General features: G+C 61.2%; 20 protein-coding genes. 7 read left to right on the top strand and 13 right to left on the bottom strand.

Annotated elements, in window-relative coordinates:
* Positions 1 to 11 precede the first annotated feature (11 nt).
* The 6 genes from dmeF to ACGHJ7_RS11560 all read right to left on the bottom strand — a co-directional run bounded on the left by dmeF (position 12) and on the right by ACGHJ7_RS11560 (position 4,763).
* A complete protein-coding gene (gene dmeF / locus ACGHJ7_RS11535; RefSeq protein ID WP_390477935.1) occupies positions 12 to 812 on the bottom strand; it encodes a CDF family Co(II)/Ni(II) efflux transporter DmeF in 801 nt (266 codons plus the stop codon).
* Positions 813 to 943: 131 nt separating this feature from the next.
* Positions 944 to 1,882 (bottom strand): DUF2493 domain-containing protein, encoded by a 939-nt coding sequence (locus ACGHJ7_RS11540; RefSeq protein ID WP_221597118.1) that lies wholly within the window; start codon positions 1,880 to 1,882, stop codon positions 944 to 946.
* Between the two features lie 220 nt (positions 1,883 to 2,102).
* Positions 2,103 to 2,543, bottom strand: coding sequence for a hypothetical protein (locus ACGHJ7_RS11545; protein WP_230782974.1), 441 nt, complete (start codon positions 2,541 to 2,543; stop codon positions 2,103 to 2,105).
* 11 nt (positions 2,544 to 2,554) lie between these two features.
* Positions 2,555 to 3,484, bottom strand: a complete 930-nt coding sequence (locus tag ACGHJ7_RS11550; protein WP_390477719.1) for an ArdC family protein — start codon at positions 3,482 to 3,484, stop codon at positions 2,555 to 2,557.
* Positions 3,485 to 3,677: 193 nt separating this feature from the next.
* Positions 3,678 to 4,358, bottom strand: a complete 681-nt coding sequence (locus ACGHJ7_RS11555) for an RES family NAD+ phosphorylase (RefSeq protein WP_230279367.1) — start codon at positions 4,356 to 4,358, stop codon at positions 3,678 to 3,680.
* 12 nt (positions 4,359 to 4,370) lie between these two features.
* Positions 4,371 to 4,763, bottom strand: coding sequence for an antitoxin Xre/MbcA/ParS toxin-binding domain-containing protein (locus ACGHJ7_RS11560; RefSeq protein WP_156843007.1), 393 nt, complete (start codon positions 4,761 to 4,763; stop codon positions 4,371 to 4,373).
* 165 nt (positions 4,764 to 4,928) lie between these two features.
* Here ACGHJ7_RS11560 and ACGHJ7_RS11565 point away from each other — a divergent pair, with 165 nt between their 5' ends.
* Together ACGHJ7_RS11565 and ACGHJ7_RS11570 are read left to right on the top strand one after the other, a co-directional pair.
* Positions 4,929 to 5,249, top strand: coding sequence for a hypothetical protein (locus ACGHJ7_RS11565; protein ID WP_390477723.1), 321 nt, complete (start codon positions 4,929 to 4,931; stop codon positions 5,247 to 5,249).
* Positions 5,250 to 5,251: 2 nt separating this feature from the next.
* Positions 5,252 to 5,725, top strand: coding sequence for a hypothetical protein (locus ACGHJ7_RS11570; RefSeq protein ID WP_156843005.1), 474 nt, complete (start codon positions 5,252 to 5,254; stop codon positions 5,723 to 5,725).
* A gap of 112 nt (positions 5,726 to 5,837) precedes the next feature.
* On the opposite strand, the gene ACGHJ7_RS11575 is transcribed toward ACGHJ7_RS11570, so the two are convergent.
* Positions 5,838 to 6,173 (bottom strand): hypothetical protein, encoded by a 336-nt coding sequence (locus ACGHJ7_RS11575; protein ID WP_390477726.1) that lies wholly within the window; start codon positions 6,171 to 6,173, stop codon positions 5,838 to 5,840.
* 14 nt (positions 6,174 to 6,187) lie between these two features.
* Between ACGHJ7_RS11575 and ACGHJ7_RS11580 the strand changes: the two genes are divergently transcribed.
* Positions 6,188 to 7,480 (top strand): hypothetical protein, encoded by a 1,293-nt coding sequence (locus ACGHJ7_RS11580; protein WP_230279371.1) that lies wholly within the window; start codon positions 6,188 to 6,190, stop codon positions 7,478 to 7,480.
* Positions 7,481 to 7,847: 367 nt separating this feature from the next.
* Here the strand turns inward: ACGHJ7_RS11580 and ACGHJ7_RS11585 are convergent, their stop codons facing one another.
* The 6 genes from ACGHJ7_RS11585 to ACGHJ7_RS11610 all read right to left on the bottom strand — a co-directional run bounded on the left by ACGHJ7_RS11585 (position 7,848) and on the right by ACGHJ7_RS11610 (position 16,581).
* On the bottom strand, positions 7,848 to 9,821 hold the full coding sequence (locus tag ACGHJ7_RS11585) for a ParB/RepB/Spo0J family partition protein (protein WP_390477728.1): 1,974 nt from the start codon (positions 9,819 to 9,821) through the stop codon (positions 7,848 to 7,850).
* A gap of 372 nt (positions 9,822 to 10,193) precedes the next feature.
* Positions 10,194 to 10,559: a type II toxin-antitoxin system RelE/ParE family toxin gene (locus ACGHJ7_RS11590; protein ID WP_390477731.1), complete on the bottom strand. Its 366-nt coding sequence runs from the start codon at positions 10,557 to 10,559 to the stop codon at positions 10,194 to 10,196.
* Positions 10,560 to 10,829: a type II toxin-antitoxin system Phd/YefM family antitoxin gene (locus ACGHJ7_RS11595; RefSeq protein WP_390477733.1), complete on the bottom strand. Its 270-nt coding sequence runs from the start codon at positions 10,827 to 10,829 to the stop codon at positions 10,560 to 10,562.
* Between the two features lie 59 nt (positions 10,830 to 10,888).
* On the bottom strand, positions 10,889 to 15,142 hold the full coding sequence (locus ACGHJ7_RS11600; RefSeq protein ID WP_390477736.1) for a strawberry notch-like NTP hydrolase domain-containing protein: 4,254 nt from the start codon (positions 15,140 to 15,142) through the stop codon (positions 10,889 to 10,891).
* 75 nt (positions 15,143 to 15,217) lie between these two features.
* The gene (locus ACGHJ7_RS11605) at positions 15,218 to 16,123 is read right to left on the bottom strand and encodes a toprim domain-containing protein (RefSeq protein WP_390477737.1); all 906 of its coding nucleotides are present in this window, start codon (positions 16,121 to 16,123) and stop codon (positions 15,218 to 15,220) included.
* 215 nt (positions 16,124 to 16,338) lie between these two features.
* The gene (locus tag ACGHJ7_RS11610; RefSeq protein WP_151884781.1) at positions 16,339 to 16,581 is read right to left on the bottom strand and encodes a hypothetical protein; all 243 of its coding nucleotides are present in this window, start codon (positions 16,579 to 16,581) and stop codon (positions 16,339 to 16,341) included.
* 504 nt (positions 16,582 to 17,085) lie between these two features.
* On the opposite strand from ACGHJ7_RS11610, the gene ACGHJ7_RS11615 reads away from it, so the two are divergent.
* The 4 genes from ACGHJ7_RS11615 to ACGHJ7_RS11630 all read left to right on the top strand — a co-directional run bounded on the left by ACGHJ7_RS11615 (position 17,086) and on the right by ACGHJ7_RS11630 (position 20,683).
* A complete protein-coding gene (locus ACGHJ7_RS11615) occupies positions 17,086 to 17,310 on the top strand; it encodes an XRE family transcriptional regulator (protein WP_008601437.1) in 225 nt (74 codons plus the stop codon).
* 6 nt (positions 17,311 to 17,316) lie between these two features.
* Positions 17,317 to 18,567 carry a type II toxin-antitoxin system HipA family toxin gene (locus tag ACGHJ7_RS11620; RefSeq protein WP_390477741.1) on the top strand — a complete coding sequence of 417 codons (1,251 nt, stop codon included), beginning with the start codon at positions 17,317 to 17,319 and terminating at the stop codon, positions 18,565 to 18,567.
* Positions 18,568 to 18,821: 254 nt separating this feature from the next.
* Entirely contained in the window at positions 18,822 to 19,319 is a 498-nt protein-coding gene (locus ACGHJ7_RS11625) for a DUF892 family protein (RefSeq protein WP_390477743.1), read from the top strand.
* Complete coding sequence (locus tag ACGHJ7_RS11630; protein WP_390477746.1) at positions 19,316 to 20,683, top strand: NAD-dependent succinate-semialdehyde dehydrogenase; 1,368 nt, start codon at positions 19,316 to 19,318, stop codon at positions 20,681 to 20,683. The genes ACGHJ7_RS11625 and ACGHJ7_RS11630 overlap by 4 nt, the downstream gene beginning before the upstream one ends.
* The last annotated feature ends 40 nt before the right edge of the window (positions 20,684 to 20,723 follow it).

The raw sequence follows: 20,723 nt of genomic DNA on the forward strand, positions 1-20,723 counted from the left end.
GAACGGCGCGATCAGGCCGCGCGAAGCTCGGGATGCGGATGCTCGCAGCGATGAACTTCGATCGTGACGTGCACATATTCTGCATGCTCTGAAAGTCGGCTCGCATAATGGTCGGGCGCGAGCGGATCACCGGCGATGAGCGAGGCGATGACCGCATACTTGCCGGGGCCGATCCGCCAGATGTGCAGATCTCCGATCGCGGCGTCCCGGTCCTCGAGCGCCTCGCGCACCTCTGTGTACCGTTCAGAGGCCGCTTCGGCGTCGACAAGCACGTGGAAATAGGCGGAGCGCAGATTGTTGTCGGCATGCGCATGGTCGTGGTGATGATGATGGTCGTGATCATGGCCATGGTGATGATCGGCACCAAGCAGCCAGGCACTCGCGAGGTTCACCACGAGGCCGAGCACGGCGATCCAGATCGCCTCGGTATAGGCAATCGTGAGCGGACTGACGAACCTTTGGGCCGATTCAACCGCGATCCCGATGGCGAAGATGGCGAGGACAAGCGCGCTCGCGAAGCCGGCCAGGTCGCCTACCTTGCCGGTACCGAATGTGAAACGCGGGTTGTTCGCATGGCGCCTGGCAAACCAGTAGGCGAAGGCCGCGACGCCCAAGGCACCTGCATGGGTCGCCATGTGGATACCATCGGCGAGAAGCGCCATCGATCCGGTCCACAGGCCAGCGACGATTTCGACCACCATCATCGCGGCGGTCAAGGCAACGACATAACGCGTGCGCCGCTCATGGGCGTCGTGCGAGGCGCTCAGGAAGTTGTGATCATGGGCGAGCGGATTGGAGTCGGCGTGATGCATGCGAGGCTGATACCCCGAGATGCCCTTTCCAAGAAATCCCCTCTCCAACCGAAAAGGCAATCGACGACGATTGTCTGTGATGATCGCCGCAGCCAACCGATCATAGAAATGCTGCGGCGACCAACAGACTATTATCCCTTAATCTTGGATCGGAACGTGACGGTCCTGCGATCGACCACGGTGATCCGGCGCGTCTTGGCATCGATCACCAGCCGTTCGGTTACGCCATTGCCCGGAAAGGCGACGACGTAACGCGGATTGAGCGAGAGCATCTGCTCGTTGCGCTTGAACCCGGCGCGGGCACCGAGACGACGATCGAGCGAATAAGTCAGCTGCTGGACTTCGCGGCGCTCGGCCCAACTCGCTGCCAGACGATCGGCACCCTTGCCGTCGCCGCCATGGACCAGGAAGAGATCGGGAACCGCATCGCGAACCTTGTCCAGCGTCGCCCAGATGTTCTCGGCGTAGGCGCGCGCGTCCTCGGCGCTTTCAAAGCTCTGGCGACCACCCGCAAAGACGACTGGAGTTCCTTCAGGGATCAAGGCGTGACGACGGTTCTCAGCGCGTGCGCGTAGAAAATCGCGGGCATCGATCACGGCCGATGTGAAGTGGCGCGAATGGCTCGTGCGCGAGCCCGAAACGGGCTTCCAAGAGGAGCCGGTCTCGTCGCGGTAAAGTGCTGCCGCCGCCTCGCGCATCTGCTCAAAGGCAAGCATGCTGGCTTCGGCAGCCTGCGCGCGCTCAACCTGCTCTTCAAGATTGCTCGAATGCACTTCGGACCCGTCGGCTGATGCGAGGAGGACCCGGATCTCGTCGCTGGCCCGATCAAGTTGAGCCGACTTGCGGCTGGCTGCGCGGTGGAACAGATTGACCATGCCCCAGGCAATATCCTCGGCATCGGCTTCCAGGGCTGTGTCGGAAAACATCGCGAAGAGGTCGGACCATACGGCGCCAAGCGTCTGCTCGATCGCGTCCTCGCAGGGAAAGTCGGTCTCGTTGAAGGGGGCCGGCCTGATGCTCAGGCCTGAGAGATCGAGGCCGCTCAACTGGTCGATGAAGCTGTCGTACATGGGGTGTCTCCTGATCGCGGGGACAAGGAGAGGAGGCACCATTGCCTCGGCCCTGTCCGCCGGAGCCCGATCAGGGCCGGGAAAAGGGGGCGTGACGCACCGCGCAGCGGGAAACCTGCGGCCCTAGGCTGGCGCGGGTAACACGGGCCGACGGGCCGCAGGTTGCGGCGCGCCCCGACCGGCCCAAGGGCCTCTCCCGGCGGAGAGGGATGAGGCAGGATCAGGACCCGGTGTCGCAGGTGGATCGGGAGCGCTCGAAGATCGCTTCGCCATTCGAGAACCGCCCGACCAGGCGCAACTCACCGAACAGGTCGATGAACCTTCCCGACACTTGGGCGAGCCAATGCCGTGCCCTTGCAGTTCGTGGGACGTAGAAGTCCGCCTCCCAGTAATGGGAATCATCGCGTACGGCGAGCCAGATCGCGGCGAGCCCACAATAGGTCGATATGCCGCAATCGGCGAAGGCGTTTCGCAGGAGGATACGGTCCTCGCGGCCGCGCCATCCATCGAAGCGCTTAAAGGAAGGAAAGGCCGCCTTCGCGGTATCGATGATCTCGTCGACTAGGCACTCATAGGCCCAGTCGACATCTTGGTCTTCGCCTTCATCAAGCAGGCGAAAGGCAACCACGGAGCCAGTTGGATAGCTGACGGAACGTCCCATCTCACCGCTCCTCAGGCTGCATCAGCGAGATCGACATCGGTCTCGCTTTCGCAGGATTGGTGACCCCCAAGGTCAAGCAACAGGCTGGCCGCTTCCTCGGCCTTGGCCGCGGCGGTGAGGATCGCGCGCTCGTCCGATTTGAGGATCTTGAGCCAGGACGCGATGTAGCTGGCGTGATGGTCGAGGTGGGTGACCGGAAGACCCAGTTCGGCCCCGAGGATGGCCGAGGACAGCTCGGCGATCAATTCCTCGGCAGCATAGGCATCGCTGCCAAAGCGATTCTTGAGATCGCGGTCGAGCCGCGAAGAATGCCCCGTCCAGTGCGACAGCTCGTGTGCGAGCGTTGCGTAGTAGTGGTCATAGGCTTCGAAGAGTTCGGCTGGCGGCATTGTGACGCGGTCGCGCAGCGGCTCGTAATAGGCCTGCGCACCATGATGCCGCAAGTCGGCGCCGATATGGGCAAAGAAGGCATCAAGGCGGTCTTCGCGTCCTTCGGGCTCGAGCGCGGCAACGAGTGGCTTGGGGTGATAGAACTCGGGGAGACCGTCGCACTGGTCAGCGTTGAACACGGCATAGGCCTTGAGCACGCGCCGGTTTTCGCTGTCGGCCTCGCCTTCGGCGTTCTCGACCTCCTTGGTATAGCTCTTGTAGAAGATCGCGATGGTCGATTTCTCGCCCTTGCGGACCTGTCCGCCGAGTTTCTGGCACTGGCGGTAGGTCATCCAGTAAGGCGAGGCGTAGCCGCAGCCATCGGCCACCATCCACAGCCAGAAGGTGTTCATGCCGCGATAGGGCGTTCCGCAGGCGCGCAAGGGCCGCGAGACTGGCACGCCGCGCCATGGCTTGACCCAGGGTTTTGTGCCTTGCTCGAGCTTCTCGATGATGGCTGCGGTGATACGTTGGGCTGGCGAAGTCGATGCAGTGCGGCGGGATTTGGTCATGGGAGGTCTCCTGATTGCCAGGACGGAGATGCCCCGGCTCAGGAAGATCAAAGCTCCCTCCTCTCTCCATTATTTGACGACGCTAAACGCCCACACGCCGGTCGTTGAAGCATTGCCGACGGTGACCTGAATGAGGTCACCGGGTCAGCAGGCTCTATCTCCCCGCAAATGGATCATTCCGGTATGTCCGCATCTACGCGGCGATGACTTGTTCACCGCCGCACAGAATGGTGGGATCCCACTCCTCGCCTGCCTCTGTAAAGGCGTAGAGTTTCGCAATCCGCTTCCCGTCCCACTCGAAACGATAATGCGCTGTCTGTATAGTAGCCCCGAGGCAGCTGTTGTCAGTCACGGCAAGGCAAAGTGCCTTAGGTCGTTCGGGGGTGTAGAAGGCGGCGCCAGCCAATTCTGTAGGCACCTCTTCTCCCGCAGCACGGCAATCGGCGTCGCTCATGCCGATGGGAAGACTTGTAAGGTCTGCAAATGCACCTTCGACCGGGGTTTTCAGCATGCGCATGTCGATGCCGATTGGCGGCTCGCCCGTCCGCCCTAGAAAAATCTCACGCCGCCGTACGGCACGCGCCAGCGCGGTTTGCGGGTCGCTGGCCAACTCTAGCGCAGGCAATGTGCTCGGAAAGAACCGCGAGCCCTCGGGATTGATGTAGCGGAAGGGCGCATGGTTCCAGTTCTGCAGCCGCGGCGATCCTTCGCCGCCAAAGCTGACCAACAGCTGCTCCTTTGAGAGTAGACGAGGATTCGTCCGGGCCTCGGCCTCATACAGGGCATCAAAGCGGTCATTCGCGACGAGACCTCGATACACTTCCACCGAAGGAAAGCGCGATGGGATTAGCCGATATCCAAATCCTTTGAACAAATATTCCCTCACTTAGCCACCCCGCTGCGCGTCAAGATATTGTCGCACCGCGAGGATGTCCGCCATGCCCCCGCGCAGCATTACTTCAAGAGCCGATTCGCCGTCGAAAAAGTCGTTCGGTCGAAGCATCCACTCTTCGCCGCGTCGATCATCCGTAAACAGTATTCGGAGCGCTTTCCATATTGCGAGCAAGTGCGAGAGACGTTCTCCGGTGTCCCTGGGCAAACTCCCGCCCTCCTTTTTCCACTTAAAGAATGTCGATCGCCCTGGAGATCCAAGCAGGATGATCTGTTGTTCGGTCGATAGATCCCATCGCTGCGCCATTTCGAAAAATGCTTCTAATTCAGCTGGAATCGATGAAGCCCGTGAGCTCGGGTGAGCACCGGGCAGCGTGTCAGCCGACATACTTGCTCCTCAGTCCATATTTGCACTTGACGTTGCCAATAGTCCAATATCATATTGTCCGTATCGGGACGTTTTCTCGATTCTAGTCCACGATTCGCACGGGTCAAGGCTTTCCGCGCAATCATTAGGACTTGGACGACGAATTTAGATGAAGGGATTAAACAGGTGGAAGGCAACGGCAACGGCAACGGCAACGGCAACGGCAACGGCAACGGCAACGGCGGTTCCGCGATTTCGGTGACAGTCAACTATCAAGCGGCGAGCAAGGTAGAAAGCTTCCCGCGCGGCGCTAAGGTCTCCGAGGTGCTCGCATGGGCAATCACGGCATTCTCAATCGACGACGCCATCGCGACCGAGATCGAACTCGTCGTCACGGGCACGACCGAAGAGCTGCAGGGTTCGAAACCCTTGGCTTCCCTCGCCCCCGGCGGATCGACACTCACCCTCGACCTCGTGCGTGGCGACATTGCCAATGGGAGGCTCTGAGAGTGGAGGATCCCGCCATCGCACTTATTGAAGCTGACCTTGCTTCCGAGGAGTTTCGGACGGGCTGCGACGACGGACGCTGGCGGGTGATAGGTTTCGCTTATCCACGCCTCGACTTCAAGGTTTCAGCAATCGAACCCGACGGTACCGCGACTGAATATGGGTTTCGTGCCGATCTCACCAACTACCCAGGCCTCGCTCCAGAGGTGAAACTCTGGAATCTCGAAGAGGATCGCAAGCCTATCGCTGGCGAGCGACCGTCGGGTGGGAAGCGGGTCGCCGAGACTTTCAAGGACTGGGGATCGGGTACCGTTTATCGGCCGTGGGATCGTCATACCGGGCCGCATAACAACAATGCTGTCGCCAAACCCCACCTAGCGTGGAGCAAGGACCGTGACTTGGCTTTCATCTTCGAGGATCTCTATGGCATATTGGTTAGCAACGGTCGCAAGGTCGCTACTCGGACAGCGGCCTGAGTTGATCTGTGATCGCAAAGTATGGGATGCTGGAGCTGCGGAGCTTTGCCGTCGCACAAACGGCGGTCGACGCGAGAGCGGTGCATTTCTTCTTGGCATCGCAGGCTCGCCCTCAACCATTCGGCAGTTCATTTTCTACGACGATATCGATCCCGGTGCCCTCAACAGCGGTATTGTCCTGATCGATGGTCGGCGGCTTGGCGAGCTTTGGGAAATATGCCGAAATGAAGGGATGAGCGTCGTTGCCGACGTTCATGTCCATCCGGGTAGCTTTCGGCAAAGTCCCTCCGACAAGGCGAACCCAATCATCGCGGAGGTCGACCATTTGGCACTGATCCTGCCGAATTTCGCTGAAGGTTCGAATCTTCCAGGCCACATCGGAGTACATCGCTACCTGGGCAACCGTCGATGGCGAGACGAAAGCGACCGCCTTTTTCCTCCCTTTCACGTCGGAAAATATCTGTGGACCTGACCCCCGAGCTATCCCGAATTGCAAAAATGCTGATTGATGCTGAAGGCATTAGTGGCGCGGATGCCGAAGCGCGTCTTCGCGCTATGACTCTGGAAGTCATAGTCGGTGAAAATGCTCACAGTATCGCTGGGCATAATGCGATCCTCACCGCCGTAGCGGTCGGGAAGAAGACCTTTGTCGGCGGCGTCAGTGTCCGGATCGACGACGACGTACCGCTAGTTTCCGCGATGCCAGTCGGTTGCACATCGCTGCGTGAGGCAGTCGATCGGCTGGGCGCTACCAAAAACGTTGGCGTCGCAGCAATCCGTATCATTATCGGAAATGTAATCGGCGGAGCATCAGACGTTCATGCTTGGTGGGATGGCTGGAAAGGCGGAGCAGCGTCGGGACCCAGAATCTCAGGAGACGCGGACAATCCTCTCGCCGGCATTGTAGCTGGCGCGGCGACCGTGGCGTATGCTTTCGCACGGCTGCGAAATGCACATTCGCCTGGGTCTGTAGAGTTTGATCTTTGGCCGCAGAGAGCGGTGAGCAAGCCGCCGCCCTTCGCCAAGGTTTTTCTTCCCAGCGCGCTATGGCTGCTCGGCCTCGGCAATCTTGGTCAAGCATTCATGTGGTCGCTTTCGGCGCTTCCCTATCCCAATCCGCGAGCCGTAAAGCTGGTTTTGCAGGATGCTGACCAGATAAGCGCTGAAAATTGGGGAACTTCCGTGCTCGTACAGTCGGGAGAATACGGCGCCTACAAAACCGCACTCGCGGAGCAATGGGCAAAGCGGAAGGGGTTCGATGTGCGCCGCGTTGATCGCCTATTAGCCCCACATCAACGGGTGCAGGAAAATGAGCCTACGGTGGCGCTTTGCGGCTTCGATTCGATTACCGCTCGAAAACTCATCGACGGCTGCGGCTTCGAATTGGTAATCGACGCTGGTCTCGGTCGCGCCCATACCGACTTCGATGTTTTCCGTGTGACGGTGTTCGATTCTGAGTATTCGGTTGCTGCACACTTTCCAGGAGACGTTCCACGATCGGCTCCTGCGCCACAGGATTATGAGCAACTGCTCGGGTTAGACGGATGTGGAGCCGCCAAGTTTGAAGGCATTGGGATCGCAGCCCCCTTCGTAAGTGCGATTGCTGCGGCGACAACAGTGGCGCGCGCTATTGCGATTTGCAGCGGCGCAGCTGTTCCCCGAAATGAGAAACGGCGGCTGTTCGACGAAGGATCAAAGTTCGCTGCGCCAGCGACAGTGAATGCCCGGGGGATCATGCGCATAGGTTTTTCCTAGGGCGTGATGAGGCCATTAATGTGGCGCGGTTCTACCAGGTGAAGGTGGAGATTGCTTGCCCACGATGGAGCGGTCAATGTCCGCAACTGCTAACGACGGCGGATTAGTATCCCGATCCCTCTTCGGTCTACTTCCCTCTGCTTATATCCCCTGCGACAACGACAGCTTTCGGCGTTGAACGTCGGCAATGGCGGTGCCTACTGTCACGATTTTTTGGCATTTGGACCGTCGACTTTCCGAATTGCTCTTTCTGACACCACATTGGCGGAACATGGCGCAAATACGGCCCAGGTATTGGCATTGAAAAGGCGGCCCGCCCCAAGAGGGGCAGACCGCCTGCCGAGTGACCTGGACCTGTCAGGAGGGGTCAGGCAGCCTGCTCGGCAATCTCGTCAGCCGTAATGTCACTGACCGGCTCTTCGGCTTCGGCGTCAACCGGTTCGCTTTCTTCGGGACCAGCAAAACGCATTATCGAAGGCACCCAGGCCTGCGCCCGTTCCTTGATATCCGCCTCGCCGATGAAGTTGCCCGAGAAAATGCGTTCGGCAGCGCTCGCGAGTTCGGCCTTCTTCGAAGCAGCATAGCGACTGACCAGTTCGGGACCGCCGGCGGCGTCGAGCGCTTCGAGCGTGCGGGCCTTGGCTACGCGGTCGAAGTAGTTGGTCGCCGTGGGACGCCACCAATGCGCGGTCTCGATTTCGAGGAGCGAGCCCAGAGCCTCATGCATAGGCACCGAGCGCTCGCCTTCACAGGCAAGGCTCGCGACAAGGGTGCGCGAGACGAGATGGCCGAGCCAGGCCGAACGCGTCTCGTCGGAAAGTGCCCGAAACCTTGCAAACCGCTCGACATCGCTTGTCCCAGAACGCCAGCTTTCATCGAGCGACCCGGCAAACCCGGCCAGAGCAGCGCTTGCCGGTGCGTCCTTGGCTTCGAACCCGGTAACCGGGCCTGATGCCACCGGACCCAGCAGTGTCGATGCCTTCTTGGCGCGCCAATCGTGCCCATCGGCATCGGCAAGCGTGAAGACCATAAAGTCGAGCGCCAGTGCCGGATCGTTGGCGAGATGGATCGCCAGGATATCGCGGCGTTGCATCGCGAGCTCATCGAGTAGGCGCTGCGACAACGAGCTCCCCTTGGGCTTCGCCGCACCGCTCTCTTCAATGGCCTCGACCACGCCTTCGTCAGCGATCACTTCGGTCTCGGTGTAGTACTGTGGAACGAATGTCGGCTCGCCGTTGCGCGAGAGGACTAGGAAGGCACCAGCCTCGGATTTCAGTTCGTCGGCGAGTACGGGGGGACGATCATTGAGCGCGCGCATGGCGCGGTCGATCACCACGAGTTCCTGTTCGGCCTTGGCGACCTCGTCCTCGTCGCTGTCCTCGTCTTCGAGCACGGCGGCGACGCGGTCGTAGTCGGCCTCGAGCTCGCCGAGCTCCTGCGCTTCCTGCTCGGTCATCGGTGCAGGTTCGCAAGGCAAGCGATTGAGGCCGTCGACAAGGTCATGGCTGACATAGGTGCCCAGCGTCGGCCGGACCCAGGCAAGGCCATATTCGAGCGCGGCCTTTTCTGCCGCCCCTTCCATGGCCTTGTGCGCGAGGTCCTCGAGCAGCGCGACATCGATCCAGCTCTCGCTGGCATCATCGTCGAACAATTCGCGCTCGATCCGGCCACCTGCGGCGAGGTACGCATCGCGTCCGACCAGAACGGCTCGCGGATCGGAACCGCGCACCGTGGCATCAAGCACCATGCGGCGGATCGTGTCAGGCGTGATCTGGTACCAGGCGTCCTGCAACTCGGCATAGACATGCGCCTGTCGCTCGATGTCAGAGATTGCGCCGTAGGCCTTGGCCATGTCGAGCGTGATGGTGCCTTCGGCGAGCGCTTCGAAGACGCAGGGTGCGAGACTTGCCAAACGCAGCCGTCCTTCGACAAAACGGACAGTGAGGCCGAAGCGGCGCGCCACGTCTTCTGTGGTAGCCCCCGCCTCGATGATGGAGGCGAAGGCCTGGGCCTCGTCGGCCGGATTCATCGCGAGACGTTGGACGTTTTCGGCAAGGCTGGCTTCACGCACCTCGCTTTCCTCGCCTTCGATCACGAGGCAGGTGACCTCGTGGTTTTGGGACAAGGTGCCCTCTTCGGCCAGTGCCTGCAGCGCGGCGAGCCGACGACCGCCGGCCTCGACCTCGAACTTGCCGCGCTTTCCTTTGCGAACGACGAGGTTCTGCAGCAGACCGCGCGCAGCAATGTCTGCCCGCAGCTGGAGGTCGGCGAGCACGTCGCTCGACTTGCGAACGTTGCGGGGGCTCGGAACGAGCTTCTTCAAGGGGATCGACTGGATCATGGGTTTTCTCCTGATGGAATGAAGGCGCAGGTGAGGATCACGAGGCCCACAAGCCCAAAGGGCTCCCTCCACTCTCTTCAATGGCTGTGGCGAACATCTATACGACCGAGATGGGGCGATCAGGGATCGGCTAAGTTCCGATCATGAGGGCAGTTGTTCTCAATGCGCGAACCCATTCGCAGGCCCGTCATCAGCGGGCACAGGCAGATCAGTCGCCTGGACTTGAGGAAGGACGTGATCAGGCTCCGGCGTACGCGACACGGGAGCTTATCGGTTCATTCAGACACACGAAGGGGAGGAGAGAAGGGGAAACTTGAGCGCATTCGGAGGCAGCGCTCGGGTTCATCCGGACCCTGACCTCTTCAGCGGAACCTATGCATATCCGCTGCCGAGCAAGCGCTCTTCGAGAAGCGTCCGAAAATCCCGGCGCGCATCAGCAATTACGAACACGGTCACCTGACCGGGTGCTGGATCGGGCCGATACCCGTAGATGATGCGGAATGGAGAGCGCGACAATTGCCGGAATTCGGTGATCCCGAGAGCCTCAAGTTCCGGTGGAATCGGTCCTTTCTGAGGATTGTTCACAAGGGATTCGATAGACGCGACAAGGTCATCCAGCAGTGCGTCCGCACCATCATCGCCATCCGGCCCGCGCTGCTTCAGGCGGCGCTGCCAGATACCCACAAGATCGCGCTCCGCACCGGAGGTGATCTCGATCGCTACGGCGACCGCCATCATTCAGTTTGACTTACCTCGTACGCGATACGCAAGGCCTGCCACCGGGCGGGTCCGACCGGCGACAACATCGGCCTGTCCGAGCGCCAGAAGTTTTAGCAGAGCGAGCGTTTCCTGTGCGCGCTCGTAGCTGGCGACATCCTGCAGAACTGCCTTGGCTTCGCCATTCTGCGTGATGACCATTGGCCCGGCGCCATCTCCGATCTCCCGGATAATTTCGGCGCTGTGGGCCTTCAGATAGCTGATCGGTTTGATACGCTGGTCCAGCTTCATAGAACACCTTCGGACTGAATTTGGTCTTTATATAGTCCACGACTTGGCAATTGCAAAGCTCAATGCCCGATTGCGATGCCTGGGAGTATCTGGCCTGCCCTCGACACCGGGACGAACAGCCGCGTGCGGTAGCGGATGATCTCGGTGAAGCAGCCCTTGTTCTTGTACCAGTCGAGGCGATCCGGCGAGAACCCGGTCAGTTCGAGGCGCTGTTCGCCGCCGACCAGCGAGCGCTTAACGGTGAGTGGATTGTGGCTTGCGAGGCCCAGCGGTTTGCCGCTGGCAAGGACAAGGTCGCCGATCTGCTCAGCCGATGGTCCGGCAACTCCGGACAGGCCAAAGGTTTCGGCGATCGCAGCGAGATCGATATCGAGCACTTCGCGGCCGATGATCGACTGGCCGTCCTCGGCAACGAGCCGGGTGACGCGGACATGATCGCCGGGCAGGCGCTTCCAGACCGGCAGCAGCAGCCCGGTGGCGAGATGGACGCGCTCGGTCATCGGTGAAGCGGCGGCCTCCTCTTCCTCGGCCCGCCAGGCGCTGGTGAACGCGGTGACGCCAATTTCTTCCCAGTGGCTTTCACCGAGCGCCTCAAGCGTCCAGTTCGCGGACTTGAGCGGTCGAAGCAAGCGTCGGCGTTCGATCACGGCCCCGTCGTCAGCGATGAGGCGCCGGGCTGGAACCGACAGCGCAACCTTGCCCGACCGCGCATTGCGCATCGGGATCGCGTGCGGGCTACCGATCTCGTGCGTCCGCACCAGGCGTTGCAATCGCATAGGCCTAAGGTGCTTGGTCACTTCGAGCGAGACGAGACGGGTCTCGGCTACGGTCACGGGGTCGGTGCGAAGAAGTTCATCTGTCAGGACCGTAAAGTGATCGACCCTGACGGTCTCCAGTCCCTGGTCGAGCGTTCCGGCTTCACGCGCAGCCTCGATCCGCGCTTCGACGAGGCCGAGATATTCATCGAAGATTGCGTTCTGGAGCGCGATCGGCAGCGCAAGAATGCGGTTGAGCCAGCGCTGGATCGTCGGGAGATTATCGGTCAGTCCACCATCGGGGTTTTCGAGCCGGAGGCCGGTGCGCTCGACGAAGTTGGCAAAGGTGGTGGCTTCGAGCTTGCCGTCATAGAGCAGCTGGAACCAGCGGCTGAGCGCGTCGCGCGCATAGTCGCTTTCAAGATTGTCTGCCGGGTCGAACAGGTTCTGTCCGCCCGTCTGGCGCTGGCCGCGCGTCAGCGCGCCCAAGGCATCGAGCCTTCGCGCAATGGTCGAGATGAAGCGGCGTTCGCCCTTCACGTCGGTGGTTACCGGCCGGAACAGCGGGGCCGAGGCCTGGTTGGTGCGGTTCGTGCGACCGAGACCCTGGATGGCGTTGTCGGCGCGCCATCCCGGTTCAAGCAGGAAGTGAACCCGGCGTTGCTGATTCCGACAGCCGAGGTCGGCATGATAGGAACGCCCCGTGCCGCCCGCATCCGAGAAGACGAGGATGCGCTTGGTCCCTTCCATGAAGCTTTGCGCTTCGGCGACATTTGCGCTCGAGCTTCGCCGTTCGAGCCGCTGCTGGCCGTCACGGCCCAGGATCAGCCTGCGGGTGCGGCCCGTCACCTCGGCCACCGCCTCGGTCCCGAAGCGCTCGATGATCGCGTCGAGCGCGGTAGCGATGGGCGGCAGTGCGCAGAGCTGTTCGATCAGCGCATCGCGCGCGGCAATGGCACGCGAGCAGAAAACGGGATTGCCCTCTCCGTCGCTCATTGCCTCGGAGCGAAGATTGCCATCCTCGTCGGCGAAGACCTGCATCAGGCGCACAGGGAAGCTCTTCGCAAGATAGTCGATAACATATTCACGCGGGGACAGATCGATGTCGAGCGCTTCGCGTTCCTCGTCGGACAGGTCGGCAAGACGTCGGTCGAGCATGGCCTCGGCGGTCGAGACCAGCTGCACGACAACCGAGTGCTCTTCGCCAAGGGCTACTTCCATCGCGGGGATCAGGCTCGGCAATTTCATCGAAAGCAGGAGCTGGGCAAAGAAGCGCTGCTTGGTGCCTTCGAAGATCGATAGCGCCGCAGCCTTGGCATTGCGGTTGAGCGTGTCGCCGCTGTCCTCGTCGACCACGCGGGTTGCCTCCAGGGCCGCTTCCAGGTTGCGGTGAATGATCGCCCAGGCATCGGCATAGGCATCGTAGATCCGTACCTGCGCTTCGGTCAGGCTGTGTTCGAGGATTTCGTACTCGACCCCGGCAAAGGACAGCGCACGTGCGAGATAGAGGCCCTGGGCCTTGAGGTCACGGGCGACGAGTTCCATCGCCGCCACACCGCCAGCGCGGATTTCGGTCATGAACGCTTCGTGGGTCGGGAAGGCAGTTTCGGGTCCCCACAGGCCGAGCCGGGAAGTGTAGCCGAGGTTGGCGATATCCGAAGCACCCGTGGCCGAAGCATAAAGCACCCGGGCGCGCGGCAGATGGTTCTGGAGCCGTAGACCCGCCATCCCTTGTTCGGAGCCCTTGACCTTGCCGCGGATTGAAGCGCTCCCGAGTGCATTGGCCATGGCGTGGGCTTCCTCGAAGGCGATCACGCCATCGTAGTCCTCACCCGCCCAGGCAAGGATCTGGTCGAGGCGCGTATCCTCGGCGCGCCCCGAGCGCAGCGTCGGGTAGGTGACGAAGAGAATGCCTTCGGACATCGTTACGGGCTGGCCGAGTTTCCAGCGCGAGAGCGGCTGGAGATCGAGCGGCAGCCCGCCAAGCGCTTCCCAGTCGCGGCGTGCATCTTCGAGCAGCGCCTCGTTCTTCGTGATCCAGATATGGCGACGCTCGCCGGCGAGCCAGCGATCCATGATGACCGCGGCGATCTGCCGTCCTTTGCCCGCTCCGGTTCCGTCGCCGAGGAAGAAGCCTTGGCGGTAGGCGTGGCCGTCGTTGGCAAGCTCAAGCGAGGTGCCTTCCTGGCTCACCTTGAACTGACCCGGAAGATCGCGCGCAAATGCCTGGGCAGCGTAGACCAGTGTCTCGCATTGCGCTTCGGACAGCAGGCCATCGGCCTGCCAAAATGCGGGAATGCGCGGGCAAACATCGGGCTGCGGTGCCGCGACCGAACCCATGGCGACCGATTCTACGAGCGGGGTGGGATGGACCGGAGCATCTTCGAAGGCGATGCGGCTGGGCCGGTAAGGCAGGTAGATGCCTGCCTGTTCGGGCACAGGCGCGGGGTCGGCGAGGACCGAATAGGCAAGGTCGATCGCATTCGCCGTCGCTGCTGGTGTCGCGGCGAACGGCGCCACCGGCCGCACCGGCCCGCTTTGGGCCGAAGTCTTGCCAAGGAGGCGCACTGGCTTGCCGAGAGGCAGGCGATGGATGTTGGCGGAGGTCTGTACGCGTGGCGGAAGCGCAGTGATAAGCTCGTGGAGCGAGATGAGGTCGGCAGTATCTCCGGTGATCGCAGGCGAGGACGCAGTCGGCGTCTTGTCGAACACAACCAGGCGAACAGCGATCCCCGTCCCTGTCCGGCGAAACATCTGCTGCAGGCGAACATCGAGGAGCAGCGATGCTTCGTCCTGTTCCTTGGCGAAGGTGGAGGCGTCGAAGCCTTCAGGCATAATGGCGACGATCCTCGCCCGATTAGCAGCGGCCCGGATCGCACCGCGTAGGTGACGCATAGCGGTCTCACCGTCCTTGCCGCGTTCCAGGCTGTGAGCGAACGGCGGGTTCATCAGCACGGCAGACGGAACAGGGCCGCGAAGCAAGTCGGCGATCAGTTCCCCGTCATGCGCAGTGATGGTGGCCGTGGGGAAGACGTGGGCCAGACCGTCTCGTCTTGCCGGATCGATCTCGTTGAGGAGCAGCGAAGCGTTCTGGAGGCAACCCCAGAGAGCAAGGGCACCATTGCCTGCGGACGGTTCGAGGAGCGTGTCTTCCGCGCAGACAGCTGCGGCCTTCGCCATCAGACAGGCCAGCATTGGCGGGGTCGAGAACTGCTGGAGCTCGACCTGTGCTTCGCTGCGAACGTGCCGTGGCGGCAAGGCTGCTTCGAGCCAGTCGAACCGCGCTTCGGCTTCGTGTACATTCGTCGCCAGATCGATCCGTGAGGACTCTCGAAGCCAGAGTAGTGCGCCGATCTCGACCGCGCTGTTGTAGTCGTCGATGGTCCAGGCGATTCCCCAATCCAGAACACCGGTCTCTTCGGCGAACAGCCCGGAAATGTCGGTACGGGTAAGATGACGTCCCGAAGCAAGAAGCGCGGCAACTCGGGTGCCAATGGCATAGGCCAAGGGCATGGACGGCAACTGCTCGCCGGCGGGAAACAGGTCTGATTGAAACATGGCATTTCGTCCTCCTGATGAAGGCATCGGGACACGCCCTCCGCCGGATCAGGAATTCGAGAAGCCCTCTCTCCTCTACCGCGTCGCCTTGCGGCGCAGCCATGCTGTCAGCTCATCGTTCCAGTCTGTGTCGCGTGACGATGGCTTGCGAACGTGGATCGTCCGCCCATCGCGGGCATAGGCGGCCAGGGCACGCGACGCGGCCAGCTCGCCGCCAGCATCGTGATCGACGAAGAGGTGAAGCTCGGTCACGCTCTCAGGCACGCTGACGAGACCGAAGCGCTCATTACCCAGGGTTGCCCAGACGGGAATGCCGGTGAGAGCATAGGCCGACATCGCGCTTTCGATGCCCTCCGCGAGGCCGAGCTTGCCGGAGGTAGGAGCGAAAAGGCGGACAGCAGCTTCCCCGAACGCGCCGAGCGCGCGCTTCGGTTTGTCGAAATCGGCCTTGGCATTGCCCGAAAGGAACGTGCGATGGATGGCGATCGGCCCCTCGTCGAGGCTGACTGCCGCGATCATGGCGGGCAGAAAGCGTGTTCGTCCCTTCGGACCAAGCGGCGTTCGTGGGTGGAAGCGCAGCGCCGGCGATGCGGCGAGGATGCCGCGGCTCTCAAGATATGCCTTTGCCGGACTGGCACGCAGTGGCTGTGCATCGCGCCAGATCCTCAGCGCTGCCGCCGAGGGTTTGCGGGTGCTGGTCGATTCGGGTTCGTTGGTGGTCGCAGAACCTGAAAAAAGCGCCGGTGCCTCGAAACCTTCACGCGCCAGAGCAGCCAGCACGCTCTGCTGGTCGCATCCCGCAAAACAGTGGAAGAGGATGGCTTGTCGCCCGAGCGATATGCCGAGCGAGGGTGTGCGGTCGTCATGTGCGGGGCAACGAGCCATGCCCTTGGTGCCGGACCATTTGCCGCCCCGGTTTTCACAGATGCGGCGGGCGGCTTCTTCCAAAGAGCTTATCTTGGTGGAATATCGGTGGGACATGGCACATCGCGATCCTTTCGGCTCGCTCACAAAGGCCCTCCTCCCCTCCAGCCCTTCTGTGTTGTAAGAACAGGTCGGAGGGGATTCACGTCTGCACTGCGAGCCCGTCGATTTGAGCGTCACATCGACATCGCCGCTCACCCGCGAGGTCTACCGATTATTCGTAGTGACTTCTCACTAGCGCCATTGATCCTTATTGCTGCCCCACGACCTGGTCAGTTTAGATCATGCGACACGTTACCTAATCGAAAATTCCGGTCCGATCTTTCCTTTTGCAAATCGCGTCGTGCCTTCGGAAGGTAGTCCCGCCAAGTCCGTCGATGAGTGATATGGCTGATTTTGCCGGGCTTGCTCATTCCCGCCATCGCGGCAACCGCCATTCTGCCATGGCCGGGTTGATCATTTTCACGAGCGAATAATGTCTTCGCGCGTTCGATTTCCTCGTCTGAATAATGCATTCGATGCTCCATCGGGTTGGACCTGCGAGAGCGTTCGAACGAAATTCGGCGAACCCTCTGCAGGGTCCGCCGGTTAACCTCCAACTGGAGGACGGGACCTCGGAATTCTTCCGAAGCTGTCGGCTTGTGCCGACATGCGTGACGTTTGCGATATAGTCGCTGAGACAATTCGCGCAACTGCACAGCGACTTTTGAAGCACGATGGTCAAGCCGCGGCCTAGCGACCGCTCACCAGCGCCTCTCCACTCAGTCATGGTCATTGTAAGCCTCGTGCAGGAGGCGGTGAAGCATCTTCCTTCGGTAAATCTGCTTCAAGCGAAAGAGCACAAAAACATGACATATCATTTCTATTTGCGGAACTTCGCATGATATGTCATATATCGGGCCATGCCCCGTTCGTCTCGAGCTGCTAGCGGACTACCGCCCCAGAGCCAACGTGCGATTACACGGCTAGGCAAGGATATCACCCTTGCTCGCCGCCGGAGAAAACTTCCTCAGCGTTTAATGGCCGAGCGCATGATCGTCTCGGTTCAAACGCTGCAACGCCTCGAAGCGGGAGATCCTACCGTGGGCCTCGCGGTTCTGGCGAGCGCCCTGCATGTCCTAGGGATGACACAGCGCCTTGCCGAGCTGGTAACCCCAGACAGTGACCGGGCTGGCATCAGCGAGGATTTGTCCCGCCTGCCCCAGAAGACCCACGCTGTCAGCGACGATGATCTGGATTTCTAGCAAGCCGTGACGACCATCCGCACCTATGTCTTCGTGCATCTTGAGGAGGGGCCTGTTCCGGCAGGCCTTCTCACGATGACCGACGAACCGCGCAACCAGTTTGCTACCTTCGCTTACGGGCGGCGTTATCTGGAACGCGCTGACCGTATTGCGGTCGATCCTGTAGCTCTGCCGTTGCACGAAGCTGGAACTTCTCGAACATTCAGGACGGAAGAAGGCTTTGCCGTGTTCGGTGGCATTCGGGATGCTGCTCCTGACGGCTGGGGCCAATACCTAATGTACAAGGCGATGGGCGATCGCTTGCCGAGCGAAATCGATCTCATTCTGGCCTCGGGCGAACATCGCGTGGGTGCGCTCGCCTTTGGGCCGACGTCCGCGCAGCCTGAGAGAATTATACCATGGGGGGACGGCCCTGCTCCGGGCGAAGAGTTCACGCTCGCAGAGCTAGCAGAAGCCGCCGAACGAGCGCAGCATGTCGACGAACTCGACGAGAACTTGAGGGCGTTGCTAGCCGCCGGGTCATCTCTGGGCGGCGCCCGGCCGAAGGCTGCTACAAAAATCGGCGACAAACCCTGGATCGCGAAATTTCAGAAGCGGGGAGACAGCTTCCCCGAATGCCGGGTCGAACTGGCGACAATGCGGCTTGCCAGCGAATGTGGTCTCGATGTGCCGCCACTCGACTTCCGCTGTGTCCTTGATCGCGACATCTATCTGATCGAGCGGTTCGATCGGATTCCTCACGGCAACTGGCTGGAACGCAGGCCCTTTGCTTCGGGACTCACAATGCTCGGGGCGCATGAGAGCGAGGTCAGCAGCTTCAGCTATGCCGATCTCGCAGGAGCGATCCGGCAATTCGGAACCGAAGTGCGCCAGGATCTGCACGAATTATTTCGTCGTATGTTGCTCAATATCCTCGTCACCAATGATGATGATCACCTGCGTAATCATGGCTTCCTGTTCGATGGTGAGGGATGGCGGCTTTCGCCGCTTTACGATGTAGTGCCGAAGCCGCAGCTGGGACTGGAGCGCCGGCTCGTCCTCGGCGTCGGGCCGGAAGGTCGCGCTGCAACGATCGAGAATGCTCTCGCCGGTGCCGCGGTCTTCGACCTCGGCCCTGATGACGCGAACGCAATCGCCGAAGACATGAGCAGAATCGTGGCGACACGGTGGGAACACCTATTCACAGAAGCAGGGATAAGCGCGGCTGATCGCAAGCGTTTCGCAACCTGCTTCCGGTTGGCAGCACCCGCCTCATGATCGCAAACGCAGAAATCGGTTCATGGGGGCGCGTGCTTAACAAATTTGGCATGGTGATTACCGGGTGATTGCTAGCCGAGAAAATGGGCATCAAAAAATGCTGATTAATGATTATATATCAGCGTATTATGATAGTATGACTACTAAGGTCTGGTATTTCCGGTATCGCCGCCGCGGCTGAGGAAATGGCGCGGCCGGGGGAACCGGCAGAGGTCCGGATGGCTTGATCTCCTGAACCAAACAGGAGCAGGTCCGTGGCCGACAATTCCCTTAAAGCCGTCTATCTTTCGCAATTGCAGACCATGGCGAGCGCCGACCGGCAATCGCTGGAGCTGACCAAGCAGCTAAGCGACCGGGCGAGCGACGACGCCTTGCGCGAAGGCCTGGAGAACGGGACCTGCGGGATCGAGGAGGGGCTGGAGAAAGTCCTCTCCGTCCTCGAGAATCATGGGTCAGGCGATGGGAACGCACCGGTATCGGAAGCGATGGCCGGGCTGGTCGCCGATACGAAGGCGCGGGTGTTCGATGCCGACCTGCCCGATGACGCTGGCCGCGATGCCGCGATCATCGCGCAATACATGCAGCTGACCTATTACGGTCTCGCCGGTTACAAGACCCTGAGCGAGTTCGCGAAAAGGCTGGGCCTGTTTGACGACGCCGATGCGCTGCAGACCTGTTACGAGAATGCACAGGACGGCCAGTCCGACATGCACGACCTCCTGAGCGGCAAGGCATTGGAGAAGGCAGCATGATCACGACGACCAACCCCGCCACCGGCCAGACCGTCGCCGAATACGAGGAATTGTCGGCATCCGGCATCGAGGCAAAGCTGGCCCGGGCGGACAAGGCCTATGCCGATTGGAGCAGGTCCCCGATCAGCCGGCGATGCGACCTGCTGGCGAAACTCGGCGATCTCTATGAACAGCATTCGGACGAACTGGCAAAGCTCGCCGTTACCGAAATGGGCAAGCCCATCTCGCAGGCCCGCAGCGAAGTCGAGAAATGCGCCAGCCTCTTTCGCCATTACGCTGAAAACGGCCCGCCCATGCTGGATCCGCTGGAATGGCAACTAGGCGATGGCGGGAAGGCGGTGGGCCGCTGGTTGCCACAGGGCCCGGTCCTGGCGGTCATGCCGTGGAACTTTCCGTATTGGCAGGTCGTGCGCTTTCTCGCCCCGACCATCCTTGCAGGCAATGTCGGCGTGCTGAAACATGCCAGCATCGTGCAGGGCGTCGCAGCGAAGCTGGAAGAAATGGTCCTGGAAGCCGGCGGGCCGGAAGGCGTCTTCCAGAACCTGTGCGTCACATCCGATCCCATCGGCGACGTCATTGCCGACGACCGCATCGTGGCAGCCACCCTGACCGGCAGCGAAGGCGCCGGAAGCGCGGTGGCTCAGCAGGCCGGAAAGCACCTGAAGAAGGTCGTTCTGGAACTGGGCGGTTCCGATCCCTTCATCGTCATGCCCAGCGCCGATCTCGATCAGGCTGTCGCCGATGCCGTGACGGCCCGCATCCAGAACAACGGCCAGTCCTGCATCTGCGGCAAGCGGACGATCGTCCACGCAGACATCTCCGACGATTTCGCCGACCGTTTCGTCGCGGCGATGAAGGACATCGAGCCGGGCGACCCGATGGACGAGGATACGCGCCTCGGACCGCTATCGAGCACCGAGCAGCGCGATACCGTGCTGGAACAGGTCGAAACCGCGAAGAAGGAGGGCGCGACCCTGATGTTCGGCGCGGAAAAGCTGGATCGCGACGGCGCATGGATGACGGCCGGACTGCTGACCGATGTGGAACCGGGCAGCGAAACAGGGACCGACGAGATTTTCGGGCCCGTCGGGCAGCTTTATAAAGCGCAGGACAGGGAAGACGCGGTCAGGATCGCCAATGCGATACCCTACGGCCTCGGCTCTGCGGTTTGCACCACCGACGAAGAGGAGCAGGAATTCTTCGCCCGCAATATCGAGGCCGGCATGACCACGTTCAACGCGGTCAACGGATCGAAGATCGAGGCCCCGTTCGGCGGGATCAAGAAATCGGGCCATGGCCGCGAACTCGCGCAGTTCGGCCTGCACGAATTCATGAACCTGAAAACGGTGGTCTACCCCGCCTGAGCGGAGGGTAATCCACGGTAGCTCGGAAGTGGGTGATTGT

This window comes from Altererythrobacter sp. MTPC7 (genome assembly GCF_042851395.1).
In the GTDB taxonomy this organism is placed as follows: domain Bacteria; phylum Pseudomonadota; class Alphaproteobacteria; order Sphingomonadales; family Sphingomonadaceae; genus CAJXSN01.

Coding starts and splice junctions, on each gene's coding strand:
- dmeF (WP_390477935.1), bottom strand. CDS start 812: ATGCATCACGCCGACTCCAATCCGCTCGCCCATGATCACAACTTCCTG.
- ACGHJ7_RS11540 (WP_221597118.1), bottom strand. CDS start 1,882: ATGTACGACAGCTTCATCGACCAGTTGAGCGGCCTCGATCTCTCAGGC.
- ACGHJ7_RS11545 (WP_230782974.1), bottom strand. CDS start 2,543: ATGGGACGTTCCGTCAGCTATCCAACTGGCTCCGTGGTTGCCTTTCGC.
- ACGHJ7_RS11550 (WP_390477719.1), bottom strand. CDS start 3,484: ATGACCAAATCCCGCCGCACTGCATCGACTTCGCCAGCCCAACGTATC.
- ACGHJ7_RS11560 (WP_156843007.1), bottom strand. CDS start 4,763: ATGTCGGCTGACACGCTGCCCGGTGCTCACCCGAGCTCACGGGCTTCA.
- ACGHJ7_RS11585 (WP_390477728.1), bottom strand. CDS start 9,821: ATGATCCAGTCGATCCCCTTGAAGAAGCTCGTTCCGAGCCCCCGCAAC.
- ACGHJ7_RS11590 (WP_390477731.1), bottom strand. CDS start 10,559: ATGATGGCGGTCGCCGTAGCGATCGAGATCACCTCCGGTGCGGAGCGC.
- ACGHJ7_RS11595 (WP_390477733.1), bottom strand. CDS start 10,829: ATGAAGCTGGACCAGCGTATCAAACCGATCAGCTATCTGAAGGCCCAC.
- ACGHJ7_RS11600 (WP_390477736.1), bottom strand. CDS start 15,142: ATGTTTCAATCAGACCTGTTTCCCGCCGGCGAGCAGTTGCCGTCCATG.
- ACGHJ7_RS11605 (WP_390477737.1), bottom strand. CDS start 16,123: ATGTCCCACCGATATTCCACCAAGATAAGCTCTTTGGAAGAAGCCGCC.
- ACGHJ7_RS11610 (WP_151884781.1), bottom strand. CDS start 16,581: ATGCATTATTCAGACGAGGAAATCGAACGCGCGAAGACATTATTCGCT.
- ACGHJ7_RS11615 (WP_008601437.1), top strand. CDS start 17,086: ATGGCCGAGCGCATGATCGTCTCGGTTCAAACGCTGCAACGCCTCGAA.
- ACGHJ7_RS11630 (WP_390477746.1), top strand. CDS start 19,316: ATGATCACGACGACCAACCCCGCCACCGGCCAGACCGTCGCCGAATAC.